This is a genomic window from Pedobacter sp. NO84 (assembly GCF_059703915.1).
Window position 1 is genome coordinate 3,425,289 of the sequence record NZ_AP046575.1, and the last position, 15,444, is coordinate 3,440,732.

Below are 15,444 nucleotides of genomic sequence, written 5' to 3' on the forward strand. Positions count from 1 at the left end.
GTTACTGATTAGACACCACTAATAACTCCAGATCTTTGAAAGGAAGGTTGTACATATTTGCCAGATCCTTGTTGGTTAAATGACCTTGATAGCAGTACAATGCTTCGCGAATGCCGGGCCTGTTCCACACCATATTCATTAAACCTCCCATGTCGCCAATATCAACCAAAATTGGGGCAAATATATTGGTTAGCGCGTAAGAAGCTGTTCTGGGCACTCTAGACGCGATATTTGGCACGCAGTAATGAATTACATCGTGTTTAATAAAAACCGGTTCTTTATGGTTGGTTACTTGTGAGGTTTCGAAGCACCCTCCTTGATCAATACTTACATCAACCACCACAGAATGCGGCTTCATCTTACTAACTGTTTCTTCCATTACCAAGCAGGGGCTACGGCCGTGCTCTGATCTAATGGCGCCAATCACCACATCGCAGGTTGTTATCGCCTTAGCCAAAACAATAGGTTGCATTACAGAGGTAAAAACCCGGCTTCCCAAATTATTCTGTAGACGGCGCAGTCTAAAAATAGAACTGTCAAAAACCTTAACTTCTGCGCCAAGGGAAAGCGCCGTTCTTGCTGCATATTCGCCAACGGTACCTGCGCCCAAAATTACAATTTCGGTAGGCGGTACACCGGTAAAACCACCTAACATTAAGCCCTTTCCTCCAAATGCACTACTTAAATATTCTGCAGCAATAAAAATAGACGCGGCACCAACAATCTCTCCCATAGCCCGCACTACACTTAGCACATTACCTTCATCACGAAGGTTTTCAAAGCAAAGGGCATTTATTTTTTTATGTAGGATCGCTTTTAGGTTGGCGTCTTTTAAGGTACCAATCTGCAGGGCCGAAATTAATGTCTGTCCCTTATGCATTAGCCCAATTTCTTCAATTGTAGGGGGTGCAATTTTTACAATGATGTCTGCATCATACACATCTTTTTTGCTAAAGGAAATGTGAGCTCCCTGCTCGCTATAATCCTTGTCGGTAAAATTGGCCCCAACGCCCGCCCCCGATTCGATAATTACTTTGTGCCCGTTATTGATCAGTAAAGCAACCGATAATGGCGTTAGCGCTATCCGACATTCTTGAAACGAGATTTCTTTTGGAATGCCGATATATAAGCTGTTGCTTTTTTTGTTGGTTTCCAGCATCGATTCTTGGGGTTGTATTAAACCTCTTTGAGCGATAGCAGCCATCCCTTCTCGTAATCCTGTAGCCATGGTAATCTGGTAGTTTTTAGGTGTTTGAAGATACGGAAATTCTAGAGAATAACCAAAGGGAGACGAAAATCTTAAGGTTGATGGTTTATGGATTATAGTTCATGGTTTGGATGATTGGAATACACCGAATCATGAACGGTTTTTTTGCTCCCTTGCCATGAACTATGAACTATGAACCATGAACTATGAACCAATTCGAGTAAAGCTAAACCGTCTGGATTTATCTCCCGTAATCTCAATTTCTACCTTAATGTAAGTATCGGGCAATAGCTCTTCCACCTTTTGGGGCCATTCTACCAGGCAATACCTATCGCTATAAAAATATTCTTCGTAGCCTATGTCAAATGCTTCCTGAATGCTTTTAAGCCGATAAAAATCAAAATGATAGATTACCCCATTTGCACTTTCGTATTCGTTTACAATAGAAAAAGTTGGACTGCTTACCACATCTTGAACACCCAAATGCTCACAAAAAATTTTTGTAAATGTGGTTTTTCCTGCAGCCATTTCTCCCTCAAAAACAAAGAATTTTTCGCCATTGGCAAAATGGAGCAATTGCGCTGCTGCGGTACCTAATTCTGAAAGACTGTTGATAGAAATACTGCTCATTAGGCAAAAATACAATAATTAGCTAATTGGCTAATGTGATAATTGGCTAATTATTCATGCGAACTTTAAGGATTAATTAATCCACATAGAAACATAGAACACATAGCTGGGCGTTTGTCTATGTTCTCTCTGTGTCTATGTGGTCATTCTTAGTAGCTTGAGGCTTTTAAGGCGGTGAAATTATCTTGAACTATAAGTTGCAATCGGAATGATCATTTCTTCTAAAGATATTCCGCCGTGCTGAAAAGTTTCGTTATAATAGTTTACAAATTGATTGTAGTTGTTTTGATAAACGAAATATTGATCTTCTTTGGCAAAAATATAGTTAGAACTGATATTTATCTTAGGCAACTGAGCCTCGTGCGGATTCTTGATTAAAAACACCTCTTTTGCATTGTAATTAAGGTTTCTTCCCTGTTTGTAGCGTAAATTGGTATTTGTATTTCTATCCCCAATCACTTTACTCGGATGTTTAACCCGTATGGTACCATGATCGGTAGTGATGATTACTTTAACCCTTTTTTGCGAGATTTTCTTCAACAACTCCAATAAGGGCGAATGTTCAAACCAAGATAGGGTTAACGATCGATATGCTGCATCATCATTTGCCAATTCTCTGATCATCTGCATATCCGTTCGGGCATGAGATAGCATGTCAACAAAGTTATAAACGATGGCATTGAACTCATTATCCATTAAATTGTTTACCTTCTCAGTAAGTTCCTTTCCTTGATCGAAGGTTAATATCTTGTGATAGCTAAATTTACAGTCCTTACGTAAGCTGCGCTTGATCTGATCGGCCAAAAAAGCTTCTTCGTGCATGTTTTTGCCCCCTTCGTCATCGTCGTTCTGCCATAAAGAGGGAAATCTTTTTTCCATTTCTAAGGGCATCAATCCAGAAAAAATCGCATTACGGGCATATTGCGTTGCCGTAGGCAGGATACTCGAATAGGTATCTTCCTCATCTAGCCTAAAGTATTCGCTAATTAGCGGGTTGATGATCTTCCACTGGTCATAACGTAAATTATCTATCAGGATAAAAAATACAGGTGTATTTTCGTTAATTAATGGAAAGGCTTTCTTTTTTAATAATTCGTTTGACAACAAGGGCGCTTGCTCCTTTCCATTAACCCAGCCCAAATAATTGTCTTCAATAAATTTACAGAACTGGGTGTTGGCCTCAGATTTCTGCATGGTTAAAATTTCATGCATCTGTGGATCATCCAACTTTTCTAGCTCTAATTCCCAAAAGATTAATTTTTTATACACATCAACCCACTCCTCATAACTCAATTTATCATTTAAGGTCATTCCTAAACGCCTAAAATCCTGTTGATATGCTGAAGATGTTTTTTCGCTCACTAATCGTTTATTGTCGATGATTTTTTTAATGGTCAATAATACTTGTTTTGGGTTAACTGGCTTGATCAGGTAATCGTCTATTTTCGAACCGATCGCGTCTTCCATGAGGTTTTCTTCCTCACTTTTTGTAATCAGTACTACGGGTACATCAGAACGAAGATTTTTAATGGCCGATAGGGTTTCGAGCCCGCTCATTCCTGGCATATTCTCATCTAAAAAGACAAGGTCGAAATGGGATTTCCCGAACGCTTCGAGCGCATCGTTTCCGTTGGTAAAAGTGGTAACATGGTAGCCCTTTTCGTTTAGCAATAATATATGTGGTTTTAGTAAGTTGATTTCGTCATCAGCCCATAAAATTTTGGTTTCCTGCATTATCTATACTTTTTATGTAAATTGAATTTTTAAAAGCGCCTGGTCTTCTTTAGTATCGATAAAAATAGCAATTTTTGTACCGTATAATTTAAATTTGGCAATTGAACAAAAAGAAAATAATTAACGATCCTGTTTATGGATTTATAACCATCCCTTCTGCATTAGTTTACGATCTGATTTCGCATCCCTATTTTCAAAGATTACGCTATATCAAACAGCTTGGGATGACGCACCTTGTTTACCCAGGGGCACTGCATACACGTTTTCATCATGCCATTGGGGCGATGCATTTAATGAGCCTAGCTCTCGAAGTGCTGAGAAACAAAGGACATCGGGTTACTCCGGAAGAAGAAGAAGCCGCAACCATCGCTATTTTATTGCACGACATAGGACATGGACCTTTCTCGCACGCATTGGAGCATACACTGGTCAATGGCATTAAGCACGAAGACATTTCTATGTTAATGATGGATAAGTTAAACCAAGAATTCGACGGGCTATTAACCCCTGCGATAAATATCTTCAAAGGAAACTACCATCGAAAATTCTTTTGCCAACTTATTTCCGGTCAGCTTGATCTAGATAGGATGGATTACCTTAACCGCGATAGCTTTTTTACCGGAGTAAGCGAGGGCGTAATCAGCTTTGACCGGATTATTAAAATGTTTAATATAGTAGATGATCAGCTGGTAATTGAAGAAAAGGGGATTTATTCTATAGAAAAATTTTTAATCGCCAGAAGGTTGATGTACTGGCAGGTCTATCTGCACAAAACGGTGATCGCTGCAGAACAATTACTGGTTAAAATTTTAGAGAGGGCAAAGGAACTGGCATCTGGAGGGGCCGAACTTTTTGCTACCCCTGCACTGCAACATTTTCTACAACAGGATATCACAGAGCTTAATTTTTTTAAAGACGAAAACCATCTGCTGCAGTTCTCAAAATTAGATGATCAGGACATCTATGCTGCAATTAAGGTATGGGAAAACGACGAGGATCTTATTTTAGCCAGGCTCTGCAAAATGTTAAACTCCAGGAAACTGTACAAGGTAGAAATTAGCAATACCGAACCATCGGTAGAACGGATTGAGCATCTTGCCGTCCAAACGGCGGTAGCCTTAAACTTAGACGAAGATGATGTTGCCTATTTTGTTTTTACCGATACGATCCGAAACAGAGCGTACAATGCGGGAAATAGCAACATCAATATTTTAATGAAGAATAATGAACTGGTAGATATTGCAAAAGCCTCAGATTTGTCTAACTTAGAATCTTTGGATAAGACAGTAAAAAAGCATATTCTTTGTTATACTAGGGATATTTAGCGTTTTTTAACAAATATTATACCTTTTGTAGCGTTGGAGGAGTTATCCTTGTATTAGATTAACAACTGTTGTTTATTTGTCCATATCAATTTAACATTTAACTTTGTAAGATGCAATTTACTGCCAAGCAGATAAGCGAATTTTTAGATGGTGCCATCGAGGGGGATGCAACTGTAAAAGTTGGAGAGCTTTCTAAAATTGAAAATGGTAGTGAGGGCTCACTGTGTTTTCTGTCTAATCCTAAATACGAAAGCTATCTTTATACCACTAAGGCATCTGTTGTTATTGTTTCAAACGATTTTGTGCCATCCCAACCCGTAACCTGCACGTTGATCAAGGTTAAAGATCCTTATAGTTCATTTTCTTTGCTGCTAGAGAAATATAACGAAGCCCTTAATCAAGATAAAAATACCCCGGGGATAGATCAGCCCTGTTTTATTCATCCGACAGCAAAAATTGGGAAAAATGTGTTTATTGGCGCCTTTTGTTCAATTGAAGAAAATGTAGTAATTGGAGACAATTGCAAAATTTATACCCAGGTTTATATTGGCTCTGATACCAAAATCGGAACAGATTGCATCCTTTATCCAGGTGTAAAAATTTACAACCGCAGTATATTGGGCGATAAAGTTACTATCCACTCTAACGCCGTAATTGGCAGTGATGGATTTGGTTTTGCTCCACAGCCCGATGGCACCTATAATAAGATTGCTCAGATCGGAAATGTAGTAATTGAAGATGATGTAGAAATAGGCGCAAACACAACGATTGATAGAGCTACAATGGGCTCAACATTTATCCGCAAAGGCGCAAAGCTTGATAACCTGATCCAGATCGCACATAATGTGGATGTTGGTTCGCATGCCGTAGTTGCAGCGCAGACCGGTATTTCTGGAAGTACCAAATTGGGGGATAACTCTGTTATTGGTGGACAGGTGGGAATTGCAGGGCATTTAAATCTGGGCAAGGGAACACAGATTGGTGCCCAGGCCGGAATAAACTTTAATACTGAAGAGAATAAACAATGGCATGGTAGTCCGGCACAACCATTAAAAGAATGGATGCGAAGTACGGTGATATTTAAAAAACTGCCAGAAGTTGATAGGAGGATTAGGGATCTCGAAGCCAAAATCGCTGAGCTATCCGCTATCATCGAACAAATTGGTACAATACAAAAATAAGAATGAACGTTAAGCAAAAGACTATAAAAGGTGAGATTTCTGTAAAAGGTGTTGGTTTGCATACTGGAGCAAACGTTACTTTAACTTTTTGTCCGGCCCCCGATAATCATGGATTTAAATTTCAACGTATAGATCTAGAGGGTCAACCCACAATTGATGCCGACTGTGATAATGTAACCGATACCGCTCGTGGCACTACTATTTCCCAAAATGGCGCAAGTGTAAGTACGGTAGAACATGTAATGGCTTCATTGGTTGGAATGGACCTGGATAATGTGCTTTTAAAACTAGATGGTCCTGAAACACCTATAATGGATGGAAGTGCCATCCAATTTGTTGAAGCTTTGGAAGAAGTAGGAGTAATAGCCCAAAATACAGATAGGGAATATTTTACCATTCCGCATAATATTATCTACACAGAAGAAGATCGTAAGGTAGAAATTGTAGCCATGCCATTAGACGATTATCGTTTTACCTGTATGATCGATTATAATTCTCCGGTTCTGGGAAGTCAGCATGCGGGAATTTCGAGTATTGCCGAATTCAAAAAAGATATTGCTTCTTGTCGCACGTTTTGCTTTCTGCACGAACTGGAATACCAACTCCAAAATAACCTGATCAAAGGTGGCGATCTAAACAATGCGATTGTAATTGTTGATAAGGAAGTAACTAGGGACGAACTGGACCATTTGGCCAAAATATTTAAGCGATCAGCGATTGATGTTGCCCCACAGGGGATCTTAAACAACATGGAGCTGCGCTATCAGAACGAACCCGCTCGACATAAATTATTGGATATGATCGGGGATCTAGCGTTGGTTGGGGTTCATTTAAAAGGCCACATTATGGCAGCAAGGCCAGGGCATGCAGCCAATGTAGCTTTCGCGAAAAAAATAAAAGCCGCCATTAAAAAAGAGAAAGGCAAAAAAATCCAAAAGGTGTACGATCATAATGCAAAACCATTGTATGATGTAGTGCAGATTATGGATATCTTGCCGCACAGACAGCCTTTTTTGTTTGTAGACAAAGTGTTGGAGCTTTCTAAAACACACGTAGTTGGTGTAAAGAACGTAACCATGAACGAAGACTTCTTTAGAGGTCACTTCCCGGGTGCTCCGGTTTTGCCGGGAGTAATCCAAATTGAGGCAATGGCGCAAGTAGGAGGAATTCTGGTTTTGAGTACAGTCCCTGACCCTAGAAATTATCTGACCTACTTCTTAAAAATAGACAATGTTCGTTTTAGGGCACAGGTTTTACCTGGAGATACGATTATTTTTAGATGTGATTTAATGGAGCCCATCAGAAGAGGAATTGCGCAAATGAAAGGCATTGGGATGGTAGGGGATAAGATAGTGGTAGAGGCCGAAATGATGGCACAAATTTCAAGAGTTAAAGATAGCGAACCAGCATAATGATACAACCTTTAGCATACATACACCCACAAGCAAAAATTGCAGATAATGTTGTAGTAGAACCATTTGCTGTAATACACAAAGACGTTGAAATTGGTGAAGGCACGTGGATTGGGTCCAATGTGGTGATCATGGATGGCGCAAGGATTGGAAAAAATTGCCGGATTTTTCCCGGATCGGTTATCTCAGGCGTTCCCCAGGACCTGAAATTTGCCGGGGAAGTAACAACTGCAGAAATAGGGGATAATACTACCATCCGCGAATGCGTAACCATTAATCGGGGCACAAAGGATAAATGGAAGACCGTAATTGGAAACAACTGTTTAATTCAGGCCTATTCTCATGTTGCGCACGATTGTGAAGTGGGCAATTATTGCATATTTAGTAACAGTACTACTTTAGCTGGACATATTACCATTGGAGATTATGTGGTTTTAGCTGGGCTAGTTGCCATCCACCAGTTTGTAAAAGTAGGATCCCATGCCTTTGTAACTGGCGGATCATTGGTGCGCAAAGATGTACCCCCTTACGTTAAAGCCGCAAGAGAGCCACTCTCATACGTAGGTATCAACTCTGTTGGATTAAGAAGAAGAGGGTTTTCTCCAGAAAAAATCAACGAAATCCAAGAAATCTACCGGGTTCTGTTCGTGAAAAACAACAATGTAACCAAGGCCTTAGATATTATTGAAGCAGAGTTTCAGCCCACAGAAATCCGCGATGAGATCGTTGATTTTATCCGCAACTCTAATAGAGGGGTAATGCGCGGTTTTGGAACAGGCTCTTGATGTAAAATGGAAGAGGTAAAATGTCCCAAAGGGATGCCTTTGGCAGAAGATGTTTTGCTAGTCCCATATCTCGTGTCTCACATCTCATATCCCAATACCAGATGATAATCAAGCTCGACAACGTTGGTCGCCGGTTTAACAAAGAATGGATCTTTAAGAACATTACCTACAGCTTTGAGGGTAATAAAAAATATGCTGTCCTTGGCCCTAATGGCTCTGGAAAGTCTACATTATTAAGTGTTTTATTAGGGAGCTTAACCACTTCAGAGGGGGAGGTGAACTATTTTGATACTAAAGAAATTCCTGTTGAGGATGTATTCCAAAAGATAAGTTTTGCTGCGCCTTATTTAGATTTAGTTGAGGAATTTACGCTGGAGGAAACAATAGCCTTCCACTTTCAATTTAAACCTTATGCCGAAGGGATGAACGCTGCATCGGTGTTGAGCTTGCTTGGGCTCGAAAAATCGCAGGACAAAGCCTTAAAATACTTCTCGAGCGGAATGAAACAGCGAACCAAGCTTGCTTTGGCCTGCTGCGCAGCAACACCTATCCTAATTTTGGATGAGCCTACTTCCAATCTGGATGAGCAGGGCGTAGCGTGGTACCTCGAACTGATCGGTAAATTTGCTGCAGATAAATTGGTGATTGTTGGCTCTAACCAGGCGCATGAATATGGGTTCTGCGCGCATAGGCTTAATATTAGCCATTATAAATAGACTAGGATTTATAGGATTTAGGATAGCTATTATCAGGAGGTGGCACAGCAGTTTACCAACGGATAATCCTTTTCAATCTGTGGGCTATTAATTTTTAGATCTACCCTTAATATGAGGCCAATATACATGCTCCTAATTGCGCCGCTAACTTTTTGCATTTAAGCAATTCACTTATCAAAAATCTTTCGAAAACACCATGATTAAACCATCGAGTAATGCGTCTATTGTAAAAATCTTGAAAGAAACACGCCTATCTCAGTTTAAAACTAGGTTATAAAAATATTTTTCTTTAGCTATTGCAGAATTAACAATTAGTTTATATCTTTGCGCCACGAAATAAGACGTAATATATGGCTAATATCGTACAAATTGATTAAAACATAACCCTTCGTATTCCAATTTAGGAAGATATTGAGGTTATTAATATAAGAATTTTCATAGTTTAGTTTAGGTTTAGGTTGATTGTGGCTTCGGAGTGGTTCCCGAAGCCATTTTTTTTACCAAGATTTTAGGATTATAGAATGATGATTATGTTCTATAAAAAATAAGAGCTGGATTAGGGTAATGTATAAGCGCAGTTGGGAATTTATCTTATAATTCTGCCCATCCTAAAAATCCTGGTCTAATCTTAAAATCCTTGTAGTATTTATAGTTTATTTTTACCTTGCGCCGACTTAGGAAGTCTTAAGACTTCCTAAGTCTTTTAAAAAAGTATTATGGCAAAAGCATCAGAAATAAAAATCGGTAACATCCTTCGCGTAAACGGGGAATTGGTTACTGTAGACGAATGGAATCACCGCACGCCAGGTAAAGGCGGAGCATTTTACACAGGCAAATTTCGTAATATCAAAACGGGCAGACTAGTAGAAGCTCGTATGAACACAGACGAACAGGTAGAAATTTGTAGGGTGGAAACCAACGATTATCAATATTTATATGAAGATGGGGATTATTTGGTGGTAATGGACAATGTTTCTTACGAACAGTTCAATGTGCCAAAATCGATGTTCGGTCCGTCAATCCGTTTCCTCAAAGAAGGTATGAGCATTTTGGTCTCTATGGAAAGTGAGGAACCGATAATTGCCCAAATCCCTAATTTTACAGAATTTGAAGTAACCTATTCTGAGCCGGCGGTAAAGGGCGATACCTCAACCAATGCGCTTAAGAGCGCTACCCTAGAAAACGGAGTAGAGATAAAAGTACCGCTTTTTGTTAATCAAGGCGATAAACTTAAGATAGATACACGTACCGGCGAGTATGTGGAGAGAGTTAAATAAGATAAGCGTAATGGGTTTGGCGATTAGCGTCGCCAAATGTCAAACGCCAAATGCCCAGCTATGCTCAAAGCCGAATTAAGAAAGCAGGCCTTAGCCCAAAGAAATGCCTTAACTGAGGATCAACTTCTTTCGTTAAACGAAAAGCTCTTGGCGCAGTTTAAAACGCTCGATTTCTCAGCAACAAAAAGCATTCACATCTTTCTTCCCATCCTACCCAAAAAAGAGCCAAATACTTTTTTAATGATCGAATGGCTACAGCATAACCATCCAGAAATTGAAATTGTAGTGCCTAAAGCCGATTTCGAGTCAATGGTAATGACGCATTTTTCCTTTAAAGATAAAGCCGATCTCTTAATCAATTCCTATCAGATATCTGAACCCCAAAACGCTAAGCCTTTTACCCAAATACCCGATCTAGTTATCGTTCCGTTGCTTGCCTTCGACCAAAACGGAAACCGTGTAGGTTATGGAAAAGGTTTTTACGACAGATTTTTACAGGCTATACCTACCCAGAAAATAGGTTTGTCTTTTTTTGATGCGGTAACAAAAATTAATGACGTACATTTGAATGACATCCGATTGGATAAATGCATTACGCCAGACCGGATTGTAGAATTTAAAGATGAGCGTTTGGCGCAAAGCGATTAGCCTCTCCATACGCTTAGCGCCCAACAGCACACCATGAAAACATTCACCATTACCTCAGCTCAGCATTACGAAGAAACGATGATTACGATTTTCGAAATGCAAGAACAGGAAGACCCATTAACTGAGAAGCAAAAAGCAGAAATGGAGTTGATGATCAAAGCCGCGGAGAAATACGAGGCAGAAGAGCTTTAATAAAATCGCTCACCAAGTAAGAAATAGCTTTCCCCGTTGCTGGGTCTGTTCTCTCATCGTTTAGACTTATCGCCCCCTCACAGATGTGGAGATAGGTATAAGTTTTATTCCCGGATATCAATAGTTTACGAATATCGTTTAAGGTAAATCCGCTTGGCGTGATAGCACTCGAGAGCATGTTCGAAATACTATCCAAATCTATTTCCAAACCACAAGGTTCATTTAAAGGGGTGGTAAATTCGGCCCAGTTCCTTACTATTGATGTATTACTCTTTAGTAAATCCTCAAAGTAAAAAGCATTTAATTTTGGGTCGTTCTCTAGTTCCACTTTTAAATCTTGATGCACATAGTTTTGGTGAAGTCCGAATATACGGTATTCGTTTAAATGACCATGTTGTAGGGCATAGCTGAAACCATTACCGCTATGTCTGCCCTCGCGGGTTTCTCGTAAGTCGGCATGGGCATCAATATTAACTACGTTTATCGGTTTATTTAACGCAATAGCCGCGCCGGCCAGAATAGGTGCGGCGTTATTGTGCCCCCCGCCAATTACAATTGGAATTTTCTTAGCAGCAATAATTTTTTGGATCACAGGATAAACCAGGACATCGATTTCGTTTGTTTTGTTTCGCAGCCCCTGTACGGTTTGATCCTTGGGTTCGTCAATTTCAAAATGGCCAAGAACCAGAATTTCGTCGCCCCTTAAAAAAGGATTGCTCTGTATATTAAGCAAAGATTTTAAGGCAGCTTTCCAGGCTGTTTTTGCTCCTCCAATACCAAAATTTGCCCGTATGCCGATATCCTCAGGAATGCCGATAAGTACAAATGCTGCGGGCGAATCCTTAATATTTTCGAGCGTATCGAGATACCGAACGTGTTGGCCCAATTTTTCTTCGCCTTCCCGTACATTTACCAAGCCCAAAATATCCTCGGGAATATATACTTTTAAGCTATCCATGATAAACCTCCCCATTTAAAATTACCGTCTCGATTTGAGTTTGTCCGAAACTATAGGGCAAAAAAGCAAGTGATGGAATTTTTTTTGTGATGAATACATTCGCTTTTTTACCAATGGCGATACTCCCGATCTCACCACTCAGTTCCATTGCGGCCGCAGCGTTTAAAGTAGCCGCATTGATGGCTTCTTCGGGCATCATTTTTAATTTGATACAGCCTAGTGAAACCACAAAATTCATATTTCCGGATGGCGTAGAACCAGGATTATAATCTGTGGCCAGTGCAACCGGCGCATTGGCATTCATTAATCCCCTGGCATCGGCAAAAGGGATGTTGAGGTAAAAAGAGCATGAGGGAAGCAGCGTAGCGATAGTGTTGCCATCGCCTAAACTCTGCAAAACTTCATCGTCAGTTTTCTCCAAATGGTCTACCGAAACAGCGTGATGTTTAATGCCTATTTGCACACCTCCCGAAACAGAAAGTTGGTTAGCGTGTATTTTTGGTTTTAATCCGTACTGCGCAGCGGCGGATAAGAGCTCTTCAGTTTCCGGGGTCGAGAAAAAGCCTTTTTCGCAAAAAACATCCATGTAATTGGCCAATTTTTCTGCCGCAACCAAGGGAAGAAGCTCCTCAACAATTAACTTAATGTAGCCTTGATGGTCATTTTTATAGGTTTGCGGATAGGCGTGGGCTGCCAATAACGTTGCTTTAATCGGAATAGGGAACGTATTTTTTAACCGCTGGATCACCCTTAACATTTTAATTTCGCTCTCAACCGTTAGCCCGTAACCACTTTTTATTTCTATCGCACCTGTGCCTTGCCTAATCATTTCGCTTAGGCGGATGCTGGCACTCGCGAAAAGCTCATCCTCAGTAGCGATGGCAAGTTTTTCGGCCGAATTTAAGATCCCACCACCAGCCGCGGCAATTTCTTCATAAGATTTGCCTGCAATTTTTAGTACAAACTCCTCTTCACGCGGAGCGGCAAAAACGATGTGTGTGTGGCTATCAACCCAAGTGGGAAGAACGTATTTACCGCTAGCATCTATAGATGTAAGATGCCCGCCTGCCGGACGGGCAGGTAAGATGGAAGATGGAATTGAACTCATCTCGCCAAAATCTTTGATCAACCCATCCTCTAATAAGAGCCAGGCATTTTCCAAAACAGGCAAAGTAGCCATTTCGCTCCCGCGAAGTAGCAGTTTTTCTCTTGGATGAATGCCTACGAGGCCTTTGATGTTTGTGATTAGCATAGCGTTTGGCGTTTGGCGGAATGCGAACAGGGAACTACTTCCATCTTCCATCTTACATTTTCCATCTTACATTAACTCTAACAGTACCGGACAATGATCAGAATGCAAAGCATCGGGCAAAATCCTTACATTTTTTAATCGGCTTTCCATTGGCTGTGTTACCAAATGATAATCGATTCGCCAACCTAAATTCTTGCCCCTAGAGCCTGCACGATAGCTCCACCAGGTATAATGATGCGGATCTTTGTTAAAATGCCTGAAAGAATCGATAAAACCATTATTCATAAATAGATCCATCCACTCTCTTTCTTCTGGCAAAAAGCCCGAAGAGTTAGCATTTGATTTTGGATTATGGATGTCGATGGGCTGATGGCAGATGTTGTAATCGCCGGAGATGATCATGTTGGGATGTTCTTTCCTTATTTCATCAATGTAGACATCAAAAAAGCGCATGAATTCATATTTTTTGATCTGTCTTTCATCACCGCTTGATCCAGAAGGCATGTAGAGGCTCATGAGCGAAAAAGTATCAAAATCTGCCCTTAGAATTCTTCCCTCTGCATCAATCCATGGCTCACCGCATCCGTAAGAGATGTGAATGGGCTTTATTTTGGTTAAGATTGCCACACCGCTATATCCCTTTTTCTCTGCCGGAAACCAATAATGGTGGTATCCCAACTGCTCAATTAAAGCGATGATCTCAGGAATCTGTTCAGTTAAAGCCTTCACCTCCTGGAAACATACCATATCGGCATCAGTAGCCTGGAGCCAATTAAAAAGACCTTTTGTGGCAGCAGCACGAATACCGTTTACGTTGTAGGAAATAATTTTCATTGCAATGTTACTTTTTATTCGTAGCTGTTTTGGCCAGTTCTTTTTCTAGTTTTTTTGCCTCCCTTTTAGTCAGTACCGTAACCGTCATCTTTATATCGGTGATAGGTCGATTTGCTTTCCCGGTAGGCTCACTGGCAATGGCGTCTACCATTTCTAATCCTTTCACCACTTCACCATATACGGTATAATTGCGATCAAGATGGGGCGTACCACCGATGGTTTTATACACCTCGCGTTGATAGGCGGGGAGCTTGAATTTTAAACGCTTTTCTTCCACTACATTTAACATAGAATCAGTAAACACTTTTCCCTGGACGATATAAAATTGAGAATAACTTGAGGCTTTAGTTGGATTTTCTTCATCACCTTCTCTTGCTGCGGCCAAAACCCCTTTTTTATGAAATAAGCTATCCCTAAACTCTGCCGGGATGGTTCTTTTTTCATCCCCTCCATCCCCTAAAGACGCTTCTGGCGTTGCATTTCTTGAGGTCGGGTCTCCCCCTTGGATCATGAAGGCTTTGATCACCCTGTGAAATAACGTACCATTATAAAACCCTTCTTTTGCCAATTTCAAGAAATTATCTCTATGTAAAGGGGTTTCGTTGTAAAGTTTAATGATGCACTCGCCTTTTGAAGTGCTGATCTTAACATATTGATTTTTTGGCTTTGCCGCAAAGGTGTTTAGACAACAAAAGTAGAGCAGGAGAAATAGGAGTTTCTTCATGGTTAACCGATTTATCGCTAAGGTATTAAAAATTAGCGTATGGCGTCTTGCGTAAAGCGTAAGTGTCGCCAAACGCCCAACGCGAATCTAAATCATTTTACCTATCGATTACAAATTAATCCCTAACTTTGTATCAATGAAGTTGAAGCAAAAATTAGCATTAGGTTTATGCACCTTTTACCTCTTTAGTGTAATTGGTGTGGCGCTTAGCATGCATTTTTGCGGGGGTAAGCTTGCTTCGGTAGCGATCTACTCCAGTAAAAGTAGTTGCCAATTCTGCAAAACAGAGGCAGTAGATAAAAAAGACGACGGCTGTTGTAAAAACACGAAGGTTGAGGTAAAGGTTAAGGACAACCATCAAACAACACCCTCATTCAAACTCCCAAAGTTAGTAAGCGTTGAGGTTTTATTTCAGCCATTTCTAACGCTGGCCTTTGAAAAGATACCCGCTTTTTATCCCCGTATACCAGAAAATAAAGCCCCTCCCGCCAGTAGTGTAGCCATACATGTGCTCAACTGCGTTTTCAGGAATTAGTTAAAATGATGTTTGGCGTTTCGCCCAGCAATTG

General features: G+C 40.4%; 16 protein-coding genes. 9 read left to right on the forward strand and 7 right to left on the reverse strand.

The window, feature by feature from the left end:
- Position 1 precedes the first annotated feature (1 nt).
- From AC6H0V_RS15095 to porX, 3 genes are all read right to left on the reverse strand, one after another.
- Positions 2-1,228 (reverse strand): alanine dehydrogenase, encoded by a 1,227-nt coding sequence (locus tag AC6H0V_RS15095; protein WP_497561025.1) that lies wholly within the window; start codon positions 1,226-1,228, stop codon positions 2-4.
- Between the two features lie 183 nt (positions 1,229-1,411).
- Positions 1,412-1,837, reverse strand: coding sequence for a tRNA (adenosine(37)-N6)-threonylcarbamoyltransferase complex ATPase subunit type 1 TsaE (gene tsaE / locus AC6H0V_RS15100; protein WP_497561026.1), 426 nt, complete (start codon positions 1,835-1,837; stop codon positions 1,412-1,414).
- Between the two features lie 180 nt (positions 1,838-2,017).
- Positions 2,018-3,571 (reverse strand): T9SS response regulator signal transducer PorX, encoded by a 1,554-nt coding sequence (porX, locus tag AC6H0V_RS15105; protein ID WP_497561027.1) that lies wholly within the window; start codon positions 3,569-3,571, stop codon positions 2,018-2,020.
- A gap of 101 nt (positions 3,572-3,672) precedes the next feature.
- Here porX and AC6H0V_RS15110 point away from each other — a divergent pair, with 101 nt between their 5' ends.
- From AC6H0V_RS15110 to AC6H0V_RS15145, 8 genes are all read left to right on the forward strand, one after another.
- On the forward strand, positions 3,673-4,896 hold the full coding sequence (locus tag AC6H0V_RS15110; protein WP_497561028.1) for an HD domain-containing protein: 1,224 nt from the start codon (positions 3,673-3,675) through the stop codon (positions 4,894-4,896).
- A 110-nt stretch (positions 4,897-5,006) separates the two neighbouring features.
- Positions 5,007-6,077 carry a UDP-3-O-(3-hydroxymyristoyl)glucosamine N-acyltransferase gene (gene lpxD / locus AC6H0V_RS15115; RefSeq protein WP_497561029.1) on the forward strand — a complete coding sequence of 357 codons (1,071 nt, stop codon included), beginning with the start codon at positions 5,007-5,009 and terminating at the stop codon, positions 6,075-6,077.
- 2 nt (positions 6,078-6,079) lie between these two features.
- Positions 6,080-7,489 carry a bifunctional UDP-3-O-[3-hydroxymyristoyl] N-acetylglucosamine deacetylase/3-hydroxyacyl-ACP dehydratase gene (locus AC6H0V_RS15120; protein ID WP_497561030.1) on the forward strand — a complete coding sequence of 470 codons (1,410 nt, stop codon included), beginning with the start codon at positions 6,080-6,082 and terminating at the stop codon, positions 7,487-7,489.
- Positions 7,489-8,274, forward strand: a complete 786-nt coding sequence (lpxA, locus tag AC6H0V_RS15125) for an acyl-ACP--UDP-N-acetylglucosamine O-acyltransferase (RefSeq protein ID WP_497561031.1) — start codon at positions 7,489-7,491, stop codon at positions 8,272-8,274. The genes AC6H0V_RS15120 and lpxA overlap by 1 nt, the downstream gene beginning before the upstream one ends.
- A gap of 101 nt (positions 8,275-8,375) precedes the next feature.
- Positions 8,376-8,990 carry an ABC transporter ATP-binding protein gene (locus AC6H0V_RS15130; protein WP_497561032.1) on the forward strand — a complete coding sequence of 205 codons (615 nt, stop codon included), beginning with the start codon at positions 8,376-8,378 and terminating at the stop codon, positions 8,988-8,990.
- Between the two features lie 716 nt (positions 8,991-9,706).
- On the forward strand, positions 9,707-10,267 hold the full coding sequence (gene efp, locus AC6H0V_RS15135) for an elongation factor P (RefSeq protein ID WP_497561033.1): 561 nt from the start codon (positions 9,707-9,709) through the stop codon (positions 10,265-10,267).
- A gap of 60 nt (positions 10,268-10,327) precedes the next feature.
- A complete protein-coding gene (locus AC6H0V_RS15140) occupies positions 10,328-10,915 on the forward strand; it encodes a 5-formyltetrahydrofolate cyclo-ligase (RefSeq protein ID WP_497561034.1) in 588 nt (195 codons plus the stop codon).
- Positions 10,916-10,948: 33 nt separating this feature from the next.
- Positions 10,949-11,107 (forward strand): hypothetical protein, encoded by a 159-nt coding sequence (locus tag AC6H0V_RS15145; RefSeq protein ID WP_497561035.1) that lies wholly within the window; start codon positions 10,949-10,951, stop codon positions 11,105-11,107.
- On the opposite strand, the gene AC6H0V_RS15150 is transcribed toward AC6H0V_RS15145, so the two are convergent.
- From AC6H0V_RS15150 to AC6H0V_RS15165, 4 genes are all read right to left on the reverse strand, one after another.
- Positions 11,070-12,065 (reverse strand): formimidoylglutamase, encoded by a 996-nt coding sequence (locus AC6H0V_RS15150; protein WP_497561036.1) that lies wholly within the window; start codon positions 12,063-12,065, stop codon positions 11,070-11,072. The two genes, AC6H0V_RS15145 and AC6H0V_RS15150, sit on opposite strands and share 38 nt — an antisense overlap.
- Positions 12,058-13,317 carry an imidazolonepropionase gene (gene hutI / locus AC6H0V_RS15155; RefSeq protein WP_497561037.1) on the reverse strand — a complete coding sequence of 420 codons (1,260 nt, stop codon included), beginning with the start codon at positions 13,315-13,317 and terminating at the stop codon, positions 12,058-12,060. Before hutI ends, AC6H0V_RS15150 begins: the two co-directional genes overlap by 8 nt.
- Before the next feature lie 66 nt (positions 13,318-13,383).
- Positions 13,384-14,151, reverse strand: a complete 768-nt coding sequence (locus AC6H0V_RS15160) for an exodeoxyribonuclease III (protein ID WP_497561038.1) — start codon at positions 14,149-14,151, stop codon at positions 13,384-13,386.
- A 7-nt stretch (positions 14,152-14,158) separates the two neighbouring features.
- Positions 14,159-14,875 (reverse strand): peptidylprolyl isomerase, encoded by a 717-nt coding sequence (locus tag AC6H0V_RS15165; RefSeq protein WP_497561039.1) that lies wholly within the window; start codon positions 14,873-14,875, stop codon positions 14,159-14,161.
- Between the two features lie 136 nt (positions 14,876-15,011).
- Here AC6H0V_RS15165 and AC6H0V_RS15170 point away from each other — a divergent pair, with 136 nt between their 5' ends.
- Positions 15,012-15,410, forward strand: a complete 399-nt coding sequence (locus AC6H0V_RS15170; protein WP_497561040.1) for an HYC_CC_PP family protein — start codon at positions 15,012-15,014, stop codon at positions 15,408-15,410.
- The last annotated feature ends 34 nt before the right edge of the window (positions 15,411-15,444 follow it).

Excerpts from the sequence above, each read along its gene's own strand:
- AC6H0V_RS15095 (WP_497561025.1), bottom strand. The coding sequence starts at position 1,228 with ATGGCTACAGGATTACGAGAAGGGATGGCTGCTATCGCTCAAAGAGGT.
- tsaE (WP_497561026.1), bottom strand. The coding sequence starts at position 1,837 with ATGAGCAGTATTTCTATCAACAGTCTTTCAGAATTAGGTACCGCAGCA.
- porX (WP_497561027.1), bottom strand. The coding sequence starts at position 3,571 with ATGCAGGAAACCAAAATTTTATGGGCTGATGACGAAATCAACTTACTA.
- lpxD (WP_497561029.1), top strand. The coding sequence starts at position 5,007 with ATGCAATTTACTGCCAAGCAGATAAGCGAATTTTTAGATGGTGCCATC.
- AC6H0V_RS15120 (WP_497561030.1), top strand. The coding sequence starts at position 6,080 with ATGAACGTTAAGCAAAAGACTATAAAAGGTGAGATTTCTGTAAAAGGT.
- lpxA (WP_497561031.1), top strand. The coding sequence starts at position 7,489 with ATGATACAACCTTTAGCATACATACACCCACAAGCAAAAATTGCAGAT.
- AC6H0V_RS15130 (WP_497561032.1), top strand. The coding sequence starts at position 8,376 with ATGATAATCAAGCTCGACAACGTTGGTCGCCGGTTTAACAAAGAATGG.
- efp (WP_497561033.1), top strand. The coding sequence starts at position 9,707 with ATGGCAAAAGCATCAGAAATAAAAATCGGTAACATCCTTCGCGTAAAC.
- AC6H0V_RS15140 (WP_497561034.1), top strand. The coding sequence starts at position 10,328 with ATGCTCAAAGCCGAATTAAGAAAGCAGGCCTTAGCCCAAAGAAATGCC.
- AC6H0V_RS15145 (WP_497561035.1), top strand. The coding sequence starts at position 10,949 with ATGAAAACATTCACCATTACCTCAGCTCAGCATTACGAAGAAACGATG.
- AC6H0V_RS15150 (WP_497561036.1), bottom strand. The coding sequence starts at position 12,065 with ATGGATAGCTTAAAAGTATATATTCCCGAGGATATTTTGGGCTTGGTA.
- hutI (WP_497561037.1), bottom strand. The coding sequence starts at position 13,317 with ATGCTAATCACAAACATCAAAGGCCTCGTAGGCATTCATCCAAGAGAA.
- AC6H0V_RS15160 (WP_497561038.1), bottom strand. The coding sequence starts at position 14,151 with ATGAAAATTATTTCCTACAACGTAAACGGTATTCGTGCTGCTGCCACA.
- AC6H0V_RS15165 (WP_497561039.1), bottom strand. The coding sequence starts at position 14,875 with ATGAAGAAACTCCTATTTCTCCTGCTCTACTTTTGTTGTCTAAACACC.
- AC6H0V_RS15170 (WP_497561040.1), top strand. The coding sequence starts at position 15,012 with ATGAAGTTGAAGCAAAAATTAGCATTAGGTTTATGCACCTTTTACCTC.